Genomic DNA, 13,739 nt, shown 5'->3' with positions numbered 1-13,739 from the left:
TGATGGAATCCCTGACGTTACAACCCATCGCACGCGTAGAGGGCACCGTGAACCTGCCAGGTTCGAAAAGCGTCTCCAACCGCGCGCTGCTGCTGGCCGCTCTGGCCCGCGGCACGACGGTGCTGACCAACCTGCTGGACAGCGACGATGTGCGCCATATGCTGAATGCCCTGAGTGCGCTGGGGGTTCAATATACCCTGTCTGCCGACCGCACCCGCTGCGAAGTGACCGGCAACGGCGGCCCGCTGCGCGCTGCTGCGGCGCTGGAGCTGTTCCTCGGCAACGCCGGAACCGCGATGCGTCCGCTGGCGGCGGCCCTGTGCCTTGGCAGCAACGATATTGTGCTGACCGGCGAACCGCGGATGAAAGAGCGCCCGATCGGCCATCTGGTGGATGCCCTGCGTCAGGGCGGCGCTCAGATCGACTATCTTGAGCAGGAAAATTATCCACCGCTGCGCCTGCGCGGCGGTTTTCAGGGCGGGAACGTCGAGGTTGACGGCAGCGTCTCCAGTCAGTTCCTGACCGCGCTGCTGATGACCGCGCCGCTGGCGCCGCAGGATACCGTGATCGCCATTAAGGGCGATCTGGTGTCGAAACCCTATATCGACATTACGCTGCACCTGATGAAAACCTTCGGCGTTGAGGTGGACAATCAGTCTTATCAGCGTTTTGTGGTGCGCGGCAAGCAGCAGTATCAGTCGCCAGGGGATTACCTGGTGGAAGGCGATGCTTCCTCGGCCTCGTATTTCCTCGCCGCTGGCGCCATTAAGGGCGGCACGGTAAAAGTCACCGGTATCGGCCGCGGCAGTGTGCAGGGCGATATCCGTTTCGCCGACGTCCTGGAGAAAATGGGCGCTACCGTGACCTGGGGCGACGATTTTATCGCCTGCACCCGCGGCGAGCTCAAGGCTATCGATATGGATATGAACCATATTCCGGACGCGGCGATGACCATCGCCACCGCCGCGCTGTTCGCGCAAGGGACCACTACGCTGCGCAATATCTACAACTGGCGGGTCAAAGAGACGGACCGTCTGTTCGCCATGGCGACCGAGTTGCGTAAAGTGGGCGCCGAGGTGGAAGAGGGTGAAGATTATATTCGCATCACCCCGCCGGCAAAGTTGAAATATGCTGAAATCGGCACCTATAACGACCACCGGATGGCGATGTGCTTCTCGCTGGTGGCGCTGTCTGATACGCCGGTGACCATCCTTGATCCCAAATGTACGGCCAAAACGTTCCCGGACTATTTTGAGCAACTGGCGCGGATCAGTACCCTCGCCTGAGTAAAACTTTGTCATCCCGCGGGCTGATGTCCTGTCAGCCCGCTATAATTGCGCAAAACTTCTGCTTTTCATTTCCTGTAGTCCGTAATTTACAAGCAATGCTCACTTTCCGGCGTATTGATGCGTATAATGCGCGGCGTTTATATTCCATGCGCCTTGCTGAAGGAGAAAAAGATGACGGCGAATATTCCGGTAATCACCATTGATGGGCCTGGCGGTGCGGGTAAAGGTACGTTGTGCAAGGCAATGGCGGAAGCGCTGGGCTGGCATCTGTTAGATTCAGGCGCGATCTACCGCGTTCTGGCGCTGGCGGCGCTGCATCATCATGTTGACGTAGAGTCCGAAGAGGCGCTGGTGCCCCTGGCGGCCCATCTTGACGTGCGCTTTATTTCTACTGACGGCACCCTGGAAGTGGTGCTGGAAGGGGAAGATGTCAGCGGCGAAATTCGCACTCAGGAGGTCGCCAATGCCGCCTCGAAAGTGGCCGCTTTCCCCCGCGTTCGCGAAGCGCTGCTGCGCCGCCAGCGTGCTTTCCGTGAACTGCCGGGGCTCATCGCCGACGGGCGCGATATGGGCACGGTGGTTTTCCCGGACGCGCCGGTGAAAATTTTCCTCGATGCCTCGGCCGATGAGCGGGCGCATCGCCGCATGCGGCAGTTGCAGGAAAAGGGCTTTGATGTTAACTTTGAACGTCTTTTGTCCGAGATAAAAGAGCGTGACGATCGCGACCGAAATCGCGCCGTGGCGCCGCTTGTCCCGGCTGCCGATGCATTAGTTCTCGATTCAACAGAACTAAACATTGAGCAAGTGATTGAAAAAGCGCTACAATATGCGCGCGAAAAATTGGCCGTTGCGTGAGCCTTAACCGGTAGCGCGCCGAAGCCTCCGAATTATAGCAGTACCCCGCGGCAATGGATGGTCAGCGGGTATGTGAAACAACCCCATCCGGCACGGAGCCAGGTGGACGTTAATATTAACCTGAAGATTAAACATGACTGAATCTTTTGCTCAACTGTTTGAAGAATCCTTAAAAGAAATCGAAACCCGCCCGGGTTCCATCGTTCGTGGTGTTGTTGTTGCTATCGACAAAGACGTAGTACTGGTTGACGCCGGTCTGAAATCTGAGTCCGCCATCCCGGCTGAGCAGTTCAAAAACGCCCAGGGCGAGCTGGAAATCCAGGTTGGTGACGAAGTTGACGTTGCTCTGGATGCAGTAGAAGACGGCTTCGGTGAAACTCTGCTGTCCCGTGAGAAAGCTAAACGTCACGAAGCTTGGATCACGCTGGAAAAAGCTTACGAAGACGCTGAAACTGTTACCGGTGTTATCAACGGCAAAGTTAAAGGTGGCTTCACTGTTGAGCTGAACGGTATTCGTGCGTTCCTGCCGGGTTCCCTGGTAGACGTTCGTCCGGTGCGCGACACGCTGCACCTGGAAGGCAAAGAGCTTGAGTTCAAAGTCATCAAGCTGGACCAGAAGCGTAACAACGTTGTTGTTTCTCGTCGTGCCGTTATCGAATCCGAAAACAGCGCAGAGCGCGATCAGCTGCTGGAAAACCTGCAGGAAGGCATGGAAGTCAAAGGTATCGTTAAGAACCTCACTGACTACGGTGCATTCGTTGATCTGGGCGGCGTTGACGGCCTGCTGCACATCACCGATATGGCCTGGAAACGCGTTAAGCATCCGAGCGAAATCGTAAACGTTGGCGACGAAATCACTGTTAAAGTGCTGAAGTTCGACCGCGAGCGTACCCGTGTATCCCTGGGCCTGAAACAGCTGGGCGAAGATCCGTGGGTAGCTATCGCTAAACGTTATCCGGAAGGTACCAAACTGACCGGTCGCGTGACCAACCTGACCGACTACGGCTGCTTCGTTGAAATCGAAGAAGGCGTTGAAGGCCTGGTTCACGTTTCCGAAATGGATTGGACCAACAAAAACATCCACCCGTCCAAAGTTGTTAACGTTGGCGACGTTGTGGAAGTGATGGTTCTGGATATCGACGAAGAGCGTCGTCGTATCTCCCTGGGTCTGAAGCAGTGCAAATCTAACCCATGGCAGCAGTTCGCGGAAACCCACAACAAGGGCGACCGTGTTGAAGGTAAAATCAAGTCTATCACTGACTTCGGTATCTTCATCGGCCTGGACGGCGGCATCGACGGCCTGGTTCACCTGTCTGACATCTCCTGGAACGTTGCAGGCGAAGAAGCAGTTCGTGAATACAAAAAAGGCGACGAAATCGCAGCAGTTGTTCTGCAGGTTGACGCAGAGCGTGAGCGTATCTCCCTGGGCGTTAAACAGCTCGCGGAAGATCCGTTCAACAACTACGTTGCTCTGAACAAGAAAGGCGCTATCGTTGTTGGTAAAGTCACTGCAGTTGACGCTAAAGGCGCAACCGTAGAACTGGCTGACGGCGTAGAAGGTTACCTGCGTGCTTCTGAAGCATCCCGTGACCGCGTTGAAGACGCAACTCTGGTTCTGAGCGTTGGCGACGAAGTTGAAGCGAAATTCACCGGCGTGGATCGTAAGAACCGCGTAGTGAGCCTGTCTGTACGTGCGAAAGACGAAGCGGAAGAAAAAGACGCTATCGCTACCGTGAACAAGCAGGAAGACGCGAACTTCTCCAACAACGCTATGGCTGAAGCGTTCAAAGCAGCGAAAGGCGAGTAATCTTTGTCATTCAGGTAATAACAACCTGAATAGTGACGAGTTTACTTGACAGATTGCAGGATTCGTCCTGTAATCAAGCACAAAGGGCGGCTACGGCCGCCCTTGTTTAAGCTGTTAGCTAATTTTTGCCTTGAAGGAAACCGGAGGAATAATGACCAAGTCAGAATTGATTGAAAGACTTGCCAGCCAGCAATCTCACATTCCGGCGAAAGCGGTGGAAGATGCTGTTAAAGAAATGCTGGAACATATGGCCTCAACGCTTGCTCAAGGTGAGCGCATTGAAATCCGCGGTTTCGGCAGCTTCTCTCTGCACTATCGAGCACCTCGCACCGGACGTAACCCGAAAACTGGTGATAAAGTCGAACTGGAAGGTAAGTACGTTCCGCACTTTAAGCCCGGGAAAGAATTACGTGACCGCGCCAATATTTATGAAGAGTAAGTTGCACGACGTGCAACCTGCCTGATGATAAAAAAAGCACCTGCGGGTGCTTTTTTTGTGTCCGCGATTTACCTCCAGCTTCGCAAAAAAACCGTGCCTGACTGCAACAGATACGATTGTCTGGAAGGCGCTACGCACGCCTGAATTCGGCGGCGGGACGCCACCGTCGCTTTGCGTAACACTGCCTGCTCACAGGGAGGTGTTTATGCGTCTACCATGGCTTGCCGGATGCGCCAGCATCGCGATGCTGCCGCTACTCTGGCTACCCGTCTTGCCGGGCCCGCACGTTCTGGCGAGCGCGTGCCTTGCGGCGCTGTTGCTGACCCGCCTGCGCGGAACGGCCATGGCTTGTGTGGCGATGACGCTTCTGCTGATGATCTGGGGAGTATTGAGCGCGCATCAGGCGCTGTGGCCGACCCGGCACCTTACCGGCGCCATCCGGCAGGCGGAAGTGATCCTCAGCGAGACGGATGGCCAGGCCCTGCACCGTGGTCAGATTGTGCGCCTGGCGGGCCGCTACCTGTTTCCCCCGGTGGGCGTGACGCTGTACGGGGAACTTACACCTGCGCCCGCCTGTGCGGGTCAGCACTGGTTGATGACGCTGCGCCTGCGCCCGGTGCACGGGCAGCTCAACGACGGGGGCTTCGACAGCCAGCGTTATGCGCTGGCGCAGCACCGGCCGCTGAGCGGGGGGATTGTTGCAGCTTCCGCGCTGGATCCCCGCTGCAGCCTGCGCGCCCGCTACCAGGCGTCGTTGACCCGGCGTCTGGAGCCTTATCCCTGGCGTGCGGTGATGCTGGGATTAGGGATGGGGGAGCGACTGACCCTGCCGACGGCGATTAAGGTCCTGATGCAGAACACGGGCACCTCCCATCTGATGGCCATCTCTGGTCTCCATATCGCCCTCGCGGCTTCCCTTATCGTGCTCCTGCTGCGCGGCGTGCAGTATATTCTCCCGGGCCGCTGGATCGGCTGGCGGTTGCCGCTGCTGGCCGGGCTGGCCGGCGCCGTCTGCTATGCCTGGCTGACCGGCATGCAGCCGCCGGCGCTGCGCACCTGCGTAGGGTTGGGCGTGTGCTGCGCCTTACGCTTGTCGGGCCAACGCTGGACGGCGTGGCAGGTGTGGCTCTGCTGTCTGGGGGCGATACTCGTTACCGACCCGCTGGCGGTGCTGTCGCAAAGCCTGTGGCTATCCGCTTTCGCCGTGGCGGGGCTGATCTTCTGGTTTCAGTGGGTACCGCTGCCTGCCGGTCGCTGGCGCTGGCCATGGAAGGCACTGTTCGCCCTCGTTCATTTGCAGGCTGGCGTGACGCTGTTGCTGATGCCGCTCCAGCTCCTGCTCTTCCATGGCGTCAGCCTGACGTCCATGGCCGCCAATTTGCTGGCGGTACCCTTAGTGACCCTGCTGGCGGTGCCGCTTATTCTCGGCGCGATGCTGCTGCATCTCACAGGCCCGGGGATGGTGGAGTCGCTGCTCTGGCTGGCGGCCGATCGCGTGCTGGCGCTGCTGTTCTGGGCATTACGGCGTTTACCGGACGGCTGGCTGCCGCTGGACGCCCGCTGGCTCTGGATCAGTAGCCTGCCGTGGCTGCTGGTGATGGGCTGGCGCTTTCAGAGCTGGCGGCATTTCCCGGCCCTGTGTCTGAGCGTGCTGTTCCTGCTGATGCGGCCCTTCTGGAGGCCGTTTCCCGCGGACGAATGGCGGGTGACGATGCTGGATGTCGGGCAGGGGCTGGCGATGGTTATCGAACGTCACGGCAAGGCGCTCCTCTATGATACCGGGCCAGCATGGCCGCAGGGCGACAGCGGTCAGCAGGTGATTATCCCGTGGCTGCGCTGGCATCATCTGCAGCTGCAGGGCATTGTGCTAAGCCACGAGCATCTGGATCATCGCGGCGGCCTTAATTCAGTGCTACAGGCATGGCCGCAGGCGTGGGTGCGCAGCCCTTTAGGCTGGGCGCGTCATCTGCCGTGTCATCGCGGCGAGCGCTGGCAATGGCAGGGACTCAACTTCCAGGCCCTGTGGCCGCTGCCGGGCAGCACGGCAAAGGGTAATAATCACTCCTGCGTGGTGCGCATCGATGATGGTCGCTCCAGCATCCTGCTCACCGGCGATATAGAACGTCAGGCGGAGCAGGCGATGATCAGCCGTTACTGGCAGCATCTGACGTCTACACTTATCCAGGTTCCCCACCACGGTAGCAACACCTCCTCCAGCGAATTGCTGGTCCGCCGGGTAGAGGGTGCGGCCGCGCTGGCATCCGCTTCGCGCTACAATGCGTGGCGGATGCCCTCGTACAAGGTGGTTCAGCGCTATCGCCAGCGGGGGTATCGCTGGTTCGCCACGCCGCAGCAGGGACAGATAACGGTGGTTTTTTCCGCAGAAGGGTGGCAAATCCATAGCTTACGGGATCAAGTTTTACCACGTTGGTATCATCAGTGGTTTGGCGCGCCCGCCGATAACGGGTAGAATATGCGGCTATTTCAACACAAGCTGGTTTATTGAATGCAGAACGATAAAGATCTCTCCACGTGGCAGACCTTCCGCCGACTTTGGCCGATTATTGCACCGTTTAAAGCCGGGCTAATCGTCGCGGCGGTGGCGTTAGTGCTTAACGCGGGCAGTGACACCTTCATGTTATCGCTTCTTAAACCGTTATTGGATGATGGTTTTGGTAAAACGGATCGCTCAGTGCTGCTATGGATGCCGCTGGTGGTTATCGGGCTGATGGTGCTGCGTGGGATCACCAGCTACATCTCGAGCTATTGTATCTCCTGGGTTTCCGGCAAAGTGGTAATGACCATGCGTCGTCGCCTGTTCGGCCACATGATGGGCATGCCGGTGGCTTTCTTTGACAAGCAGTCTACCGGGACGCTGCTGTCACGTATCACCTATGATTCTGAACAGGTCGCTTCCTCCTCTTCCAGCGCGCTGATCACCGTGGTCCGCGAAGGGGCATCGATTATCGGCCTGTTTGTGATGATGTTCTATTACAGCTGGCAGCTGTCGTTGATCCTAATTGTACTGGCGCCGATCGTGTCGGTAGCAATCCGCGTGGTCTCCAAGCGTTTTCGCAATATCAGTAAGAATATGCAGAACACGATGGGGCAGGTCACCACCAGCGCTGAGCAGATGCTGAAAGGGCACAAAGAGGTGCTGATGTTTGGCGGCCAGGAAGTGGAAACCAAACGTTTTGATAAGGTCAGCAATAAAATGCGCCTGCAGGGGATGAAAATGGTTTCCGCCTCGTCTATCTCCGACCCGATCATTCAGCTTATCGCCTCCCTGGCGCTGGCCTTTGTCCTGTATGCCGCCAGCTTCCCGAGCGTAATGGACACCCTGACCGCCGGGACCATTACCGTGGTCTTCTCCTCAATGATTGCGCTGATGCGCCCGCTGAAGTCGCTGACCAACGTCAATGCCCAGTTCCAGCGTGGGATGGCGGCGTGCCAGACGCTGTTTGCGATCCTCGATTCCGAGCAGGAAAAAGATGAAGGTACGCGGGTCATTGAGCGGGCCAAAGGCAATCTCAAGTTTGAGAACGTCACGTTCACCTATCCGGGCCGCGAAGTGGCCGCGCTGCGCAATATCAATCTCGATATCCCGGAAGGGAAAACCGTCGCGCTGGTGGGGCGCTCAGGGTCGGGTAAATCGACCATTGCCAGCCTGATCACCCGCTTCTACGATGTTGACGACGGCCAGATCCTGCTGGATGGTCACGACCTGCGCGAGTACAAGCTGAGCTCGCTGCGCGACCAGGTGGCACTCGTTTCACAGAACGTGCATCTGTTCAACGATACTGTCGCCAACAACATCGCCTATGCCCGTACCGAAGAGTACAGCCGCGAGCAGATTGAAGAGGCCGCGCGAATGGCCTACGCCATGGATTTCATCAACAAGATGGACAATGGTCTGGATACGATCATTGGTGAAAATGGCGTAATGCTGTCCGGTGGCCAGCGCCAGCGTATTGCTATCGCCCGTGCGCTGCTGCGTAACAGCCCGATCCTGATCCTTGATGAAGCCACCTCGGCGCTGGATACTGAGTCCGAGCGAGCCATTCAGGCGGCGCTGGATGAGCTGCAGAAAAACCGCACCTCGCTGGTTATCGCCCACCGTCTGTCGACCATTGAGCAGGCTGATGAAATCGTGGTGGTTGAAGATGGGCGGATCGTGGAACGCGGAACGCACCACGATCTGCTGGAGCATAAGGGCGTGTACGCCCAGCTGCATAAGATGCAATTCGGCGAATGATCGCGCGCATCTGGTCCGGGGAATCGCCGCTGTGGCGCCTGCTGCTGCCGCTCTCCTGGCTGTATGGCCTGGTGAGCGCGGTGATTCGCCTCAGCTATCAGCTGGGGTGGCAAAAAGCCTGGCGCGCGCCGGTGCCGGTGGTGGTGGTCGGTAACCTGACCGCCGGCGGCAATGGTAAAACGCCGGTGGTGATCTGGCTGGTGGAGCAGCTGCAGCAGCGCGGTATTCGCGTGGGGGTGGTCTCTCGCGGCTACGGCGGTAAAGCCGACCGCTACCCACTGGTATTAACTGACCGGACCAGTACGGCGCAGGCGGGTGATGAGCCGGTGTTAATTCATCAGCGTACCGGCGCGCCGGTGGCGGTTTCTCCGCTGCGCAGCGACGCGGTGAAAGCGCTGCTCAGCGCGCACGATCTGCAGATTATCGTGACCGACGACGGGTTGCAGCACTATAAGCTGGCGCGGGACAGAGAAATTGTCGTTATCGACGGCGTGCGCCGCTTTGGCAACGGCTGGTGGCTGCCTGCCGGGCCGATGCGCGAGCGGGCGTCGCGCTTGCAAAGCGTTGATGCGGTTATCGTTAACGGCGGCGTGGCGCGTCCGGGGGAGATCCCGATGCAACTGCGTCCAGGGATGGCGGTTAACCTGCTTACCGGCGAACGTCGCGATGTCTCGACTTTCACGAACGTAGTGGCGATGGCCGGCATCGGCCATCCGCCGCGCTTTTTCGCCACCCTTGAAAGCTGTGGCGTCCAGCCGGTCAAAACCGTGGCGCTGGCAGACCATCAGGCGCTGAGCCAGGCCGATGTCGCCGCCCTGGTAACCACCGGGCAGACGCTGCTAATGACTGAGAAAGACGCGGTGAAATGTCGCGATTTCGCCGCCGCAAACTGGTGGTATTTACCGGTCGACGCCATAATGGCCGATGAACGCGCACAGCGGTTGCTTGCGGACTTAGCGACGTTGGCGCAACGTTAACTGACGCGCCGGCTTTGCTCGCCGCTGTGCTGGAATTCCTGACGGAGAACCTGCATGTCGGTATTGCAATTATCGCTTAACGAGGCGCGCCACCTCCATCTCGCGGCGCAGGGGTTGTTAAAGAAGCCCCGACGTCGCGCTCGCCCGAAAGACATTCTTTCCACCATCCAGCAGATGTCGCTGCTGCAAATCGATACCATCAACGTGGTGGCCCGCAGCCCCTATCTGGTGCTGTTCAGCCGCCTCGGCAGCTATCCGCAGCACTGGCTGGATGAGTCGTTGCGCAGCGGCGAGCTAATGGAATACTGGGCGCATGAAGCCTGCTTTCTACCGCGCAGCGATTTCGCCCTGGTGCGCCATCGCATGTTGAATCCCGACAATATGGGCTGGAAATACCATCGCGCGTGGATGGAGGAGCATGCCGGGAGTATTGCAGAGCTGCTGGCGCATATCGGGCAAAACGGCCCGGTTCGCTCGGCGGATTTTATCCACCCGCGCAAAGGCGCCAGCGGCTGGTGGGAGTGGAAACCGCATAAGCGCCATCTGGAAGGGCTGTTTACCGCCGGCGAAGTGATGGTGGTGGAACGACGCAATTTTCACCGCGTGTATGATTTAACCCAGCGGGTGATGCCGGACTGGGATGACGAACGCGACGCGCTGTCCCGCGAAGACGCAGAGGCCATCATGCTGCGCAACAGCGCCCGCAGCCTCGGTATCTTTCGTCCCCAGTGGCTGGCCGATTACTATCGCTTGCGCCAGCCGTCGCTACCGGGTCTGCTGGCTGCCTGGCAGGAAGAGGGCCTGGTGGTGCCGGTTAACGTGGAAGCACTCGGCGAGATGTGGTTGCATCGCGACGCGCTGGCGCAGCTTGAGTCAGCGCCTGGCGGTAAGCTGATCGCCAGCCATAGCGCCGTGCTCTCTCCTTTTGACCCGGTGGTCTGGGATCGGAAACGCGCGGAGCAACTCTTCAACTTCAGCTATCGCCTGGAGTGCTATACCCCAGCGCCGAAGCGGCAGTATGGCTACTTCGTACTGCCCCTGCTGCACCAGGGAAAACTGGTTGGGCGGATGGACAGTAAAATACATCGCAAAAGCCAGGAGCTGGAGATCTTCTCCCTGTGGCTGGAGGAGGGTGTGAAGATCACCCGTGGCCTTGAGCAGGGGCTGCGCCGGGCGATTAACGACTTCGCGCGATGGCAATCGGCGGAGCGGATCCTGTGCCGACGCTTGCCGGAAGGGCTGTTTGTCGGCCAGGAGCAGGGGTGGGAAATCAACGCCGATTGATCCCGGCGCCGACCTTCCTGTGATATGCTGCTGTGAAATCTATCCGGTCCATCAGGAGGAAACATGGATCACCGTTTACTTGAAATCATCGCCTGCCCGGTCTGTAACGGTAAGCTGTATTACAGTCAGGATAAGCAAGAACTTATTTGCAAACTTGATAGTCTGGCGTTTCCGCTGCGCGATGGTATTCCTGTGCTGCTGGAGACAGAGGCCCGAGCGCTGACGGTTGAAGAGAGTCACTCATGAGTTTCGTGGTTATTATTCCTGCGCGTTTCGCCTCTACGCGCCTGCCGGGAAAACCACTGCAGGACATTAACGGCAAACCGATGATTGTCCACGTGCTGGAGCGCGCGCGCGAATCCGGCGCGGATCGCATTATTGTCGCCACCGATCATCCGGACGTGGCCAGCGCCGTTGAAGCGGCGGGTGGTGAAGTGTGCATGACCCGCGCCGATCACCAGTCCGGCACCGAACGGCTGGCGGAAGTGGTGGAGAAGTGCGCGTTCAGCGATGACACTATTATCGTCAATATTCAGGGCGATGAGCCGATGATCCCCCCGGCGATCGTCCGCCAGGTGGCGGAGAATCTGGCGTCCAGCAGCAGTGGAATGGCGACGCTGGCGGTACCGATCCACGATGCGGAAGAGGCGTTTAATCCAAATGCGGTGAAAGTGGTGATGGATGCGCAAGGTTATGCGCTTTATTTCTCCCGTGCCACCATACCCTGGGATCGCGATCGCTTTGCCCACTCCCGCGAGACCATCGGTGATTCCCTGCTGCGTCACATCGGCATTTATGGCTACCGCGCTGGCTTTATTCGCCGCTATGTCAGCTGGGCGCCGAGCCCGCTGGAGCAGATTGAAATGCTCGAGCAGCTGCGGGTGCTGTGGTATGGCGAGAAAATCCATGTTGCCGTGGCGGCAGAAGTGCCCGGCACCGGTGTGGATACCCCGGAAGATCTGGAGCGCGTCCGCGCTGAACTGAGTTAATCCCCTGTCCCCTCCTTGCAGGGGGGGATATCCCCGCCGGTTTTTCGCTTTTTTTGTCCCTTTTTGATCTTATTCGATGACAACCCAGGTGCGGGCGCTCATTATGAAACCAGTAGTGTTCATAGGGGTAATCGACAATGGAACAGTTGCGAACCGAACTCAGTCACCTGCTTGGCGAAAAGCTGAGCCGGGTGGAGTGTGTCAGTGAAAAACCCGCTACGGCGCTGTGGTCCCTGTACGACGCGCAGGGAAACCCGATGCCGCTGCTGGCGCGCAGTTTCACCACGCCCGGTGTGGCGCGGCAACTGGCATGGAAGATCTCCACCCTCGCGCGCAGTGGTACAGTGCGCATGCCGGTGGTTTACGGCGTGATGACGCATGAAGAGCATCCCGGGCCGGATGTGCTGCTGCTTGAGCGCTTGCGCGGCGTTCCGGTGGAGGCCCCCACGCGCACACCAGCGCGCTGGGAGCAACTGCAGGAGCAAATCGTCGAGGCGCTGCTCGCCTGGCATCGTCAGGACAGCGGCGGCTGCGTAGGAATGGTCGATAATACCCAGGACAATCTGTGGTCGAACTGGTACCGCCAGCGGGTAGAGATGCTGTGGAGCACCCTGAACCTGTATCAGGATACCGGCCTGACGATGCAGGATAAGCGTATTTTGTTCCGCTCCCGCGAGTGCCTTCCGGAGCTGTTTCGCGATTTCAATGACAATGCCGTGCTGGTACACGGTAATTTCACCTTGCGCAGTATGCTGAAAGACCCACGCAGCGATCAGCTGCTGGCGATGGTGGGCCCGGGAATGATGCTGTGGGCGCCACGCGAGTATGAACTGTTCCGCCTTGCAGAAGGCGGCCAGGCGGAACAGTTGCTGTGGCGCTACCTGCAGCAGGCGCCAGTTTCCGAGGCCTTTGTCTGGCGGCGCTGGCTCTATCTGCTGTGGGATGAGGTGGATAATCTGGTCAATACCGGGCGCTTTGACCGCGCCCGTTTCGACCTCGCGACAAAATCACTCCTGCCCTGGCTCGCCTGAGCCACCTTTCAGCCATTGCCAGACACGACCGAGGGTTTCATAGCCGACTCGGTCGCTGTGCATCAGCCATACCGGGGAGGGGATGGCTCGTTCCCACGGATTAAGCGGCGAGGTCACCGCTAACTGATTTGCCGGCGCGGGCAGGGGATCCAGACCGGCATGACGAAAGAAAATCATCGCCCGTGGCAGGTGGGACGCCGAAGTGACCAGCAGGAAGGGCGCATCGCCGATGGCGCGCTTCACCGCCTGCGCTTCCTCTTCTGTATCTTTCGGCCGATCGAGCACGATGATATCGCTGCGTGGTACGCCGAGGCTCTCCGCGACTCTCGCCCCGGCCTCCGCCGTGCTGACGGGGTTGGTTTTTGCCGCCGCGCCGGTAAAGATCATTTTCGATCCGGCATTCGCCTGCCACAGGCGAATGCCCTCCGTCAGGCGCGGCAGGCTGTTATTGATAAGATTAGAGCTTGGCGCCCACTCCGGATTCCAGGTATAGCCGCCGCCCAACACCACCACGTAGCTCACCGGCTGCTCGCCGCGCCAGGTGGGGTAGCTATCTTCAATCGGTTTCAACAGGCTGTCGGCCACCGGTTGCAGGCTCAGCAGCGCCAGCAGCAGCCAGCCGAGGCTCACGCATAGCTTGCCGGTACGTTGAAAACGGCTGAACCATAACAGCGCGATCCCGATCCCGATCAGCAACAGCAGGGCGGGAAGCGGCAACAGCAGACCGCCGACGATCTTTTTTAGCGTGAAAAGCATGCCAGATGGTTCCTTTTTTAACCATATAACCAAAGTTATGTTCGGATCTTATAACAG

The 13,739-nt window shown here is 58.8% G+C and carries 12 protein-coding genes; 11 read left to right on the top strand and 1 reads right to left on the bottom strand.

What is annotated here, in order from left to right; genetic code table 11:
* Positions 1–2 precede the first annotated feature (2 nt).
* The 11 genes from aroA to DTA24_RS19160 all read left to right on the top strand — a co-directional run bounded on the left by aroA (position 3) and on the right by DTA24_RS19160 (position 12,926).
* Positions 3–1,286: a 3-phosphoshikimate 1-carboxyvinyltransferase gene (gene aroA / locus DTA24_RS19210; RefSeq protein WP_008805857.1), complete on the top strand. Its 1,284-nt coding sequence runs from the start codon at positions 3–5 to the stop codon at positions 1,284–1,286.
* Positions 1,287–1,460: 174 nt separating this feature from the next.
* Complete coding sequence (gene cmk, locus DTA24_RS19205; RefSeq protein WP_012542319.1) at positions 1,461–2,144, top strand: (d)CMP kinase; 684 nt, start codon at positions 1,461–1,463, stop codon at positions 2,142–2,144.
* 133 nt (positions 2,145–2,277) lie between these two features.
* A complete protein-coding gene (rpsA, locus tag DTA24_RS19200) occupies positions 2,278–3,951 on the top strand; it encodes a 30S ribosomal protein S1 (RefSeq protein ID WP_002898162.1) in 1,674 nt (557 codons plus the stop codon).
* A gap of 151 nt (positions 3,952–4,102) precedes the next feature.
* Positions 4,103–4,390, top strand: a complete 288-nt coding sequence (ihfB, locus tag DTA24_RS19195; protein ID WP_004100704.1) for an integration host factor subunit beta — start codon at positions 4,103–4,105, stop codon at positions 4,388–4,390.
* A 205-nt stretch (positions 4,391–4,595) separates the two neighbouring features.
* Complete coding sequence (locus DTA24_RS19190) at positions 4,596–6,860, top strand: ComEC family protein (RefSeq protein ID WP_123837028.1); 2,265 nt, start codon at positions 4,596–4,598, stop codon at positions 6,858–6,860.
* A 36-nt stretch (positions 6,861–6,896) separates the two neighbouring features.
* A complete protein-coding gene (gene msbA, locus DTA24_RS19185; RefSeq protein WP_004201387.1) occupies positions 6,897–8,645 on the top strand; it encodes a lipid A ABC transporter ATP-binding protein/permease MsbA in 1,749 nt (582 codons plus the stop codon).
* Entirely contained in the window at positions 8,642–9,622 is a 981-nt protein-coding gene (gene lpxK, locus DTA24_RS19180) for a tetraacyldisaccharide 4'-kinase (protein WP_016160566.1), read from the top strand. The genes msbA and lpxK overlap by 4 nt, the downstream gene beginning before the upstream one ends.
* Before the next feature lie 54 nt (positions 9,623–9,676).
* The gene (locus tag DTA24_RS19175; RefSeq protein ID WP_012542317.1) at positions 9,677–10,906 is read left to right on the top strand and encodes a winged helix-turn-helix domain-containing protein; all 1,230 of its coding nucleotides are present in this window, start codon (positions 9,677–9,679) and stop codon (positions 10,904–10,906) included.
* 63 nt (positions 10,907–10,969) lie between these two features.
* Positions 10,970–11,152 (top strand): protein YcaR, encoded by a 183-nt coding sequence (gene ycaR / locus DTA24_RS19170; protein ID WP_012542316.1) that lies wholly within the window; start codon positions 10,970–10,972, stop codon positions 11,150–11,152.
* Positions 11,149–11,895: a 3-deoxy-manno-octulosonate cytidylyltransferase gene (kdsB, locus tag DTA24_RS19165; RefSeq protein WP_123837027.1), complete on the top strand. Its 747-nt coding sequence runs from the start codon at positions 11,149–11,151 to the stop codon at positions 11,893–11,895. Before ycaR ends, kdsB begins: the two co-directional genes overlap by 4 nt.
* A 137-nt stretch (positions 11,896–12,032) precedes the next feature.
* Complete coding sequence (locus tag DTA24_RS19160) at positions 12,033–12,926, top strand: YcbJ family phosphotransferase (RefSeq protein WP_008805863.1); 894 nt, start codon at positions 12,033–12,035, stop codon at positions 12,924–12,926.
* Here DTA24_RS19160 and elyC read toward each other — a convergent pair.
* Entirely contained in the window at positions 12,903–13,682 is a 780-nt protein-coding gene (gene elyC / locus DTA24_RS19155; protein ID WP_123837026.1) for an envelope biogenesis factor ElyC, read from the bottom strand. The genes DTA24_RS19160 and elyC overlap by 24 nt on opposite strands.
* Between the last annotated feature and the right edge of the window lie 57 nt (positions 13,683–13,739).

The organism is Klebsiella sp. P1CD1, from assembly GCF_003790505.1.
In the GTDB taxonomy this organism is placed as follows: domain Bacteria; phylum Pseudomonadota; class Gammaproteobacteria; order Enterobacterales; family Enterobacteriaceae; genus Klebsiella; species Klebsiella variicola.
This window is presented reverse-complemented; position numbering and strand designations above follow the sequence as displayed.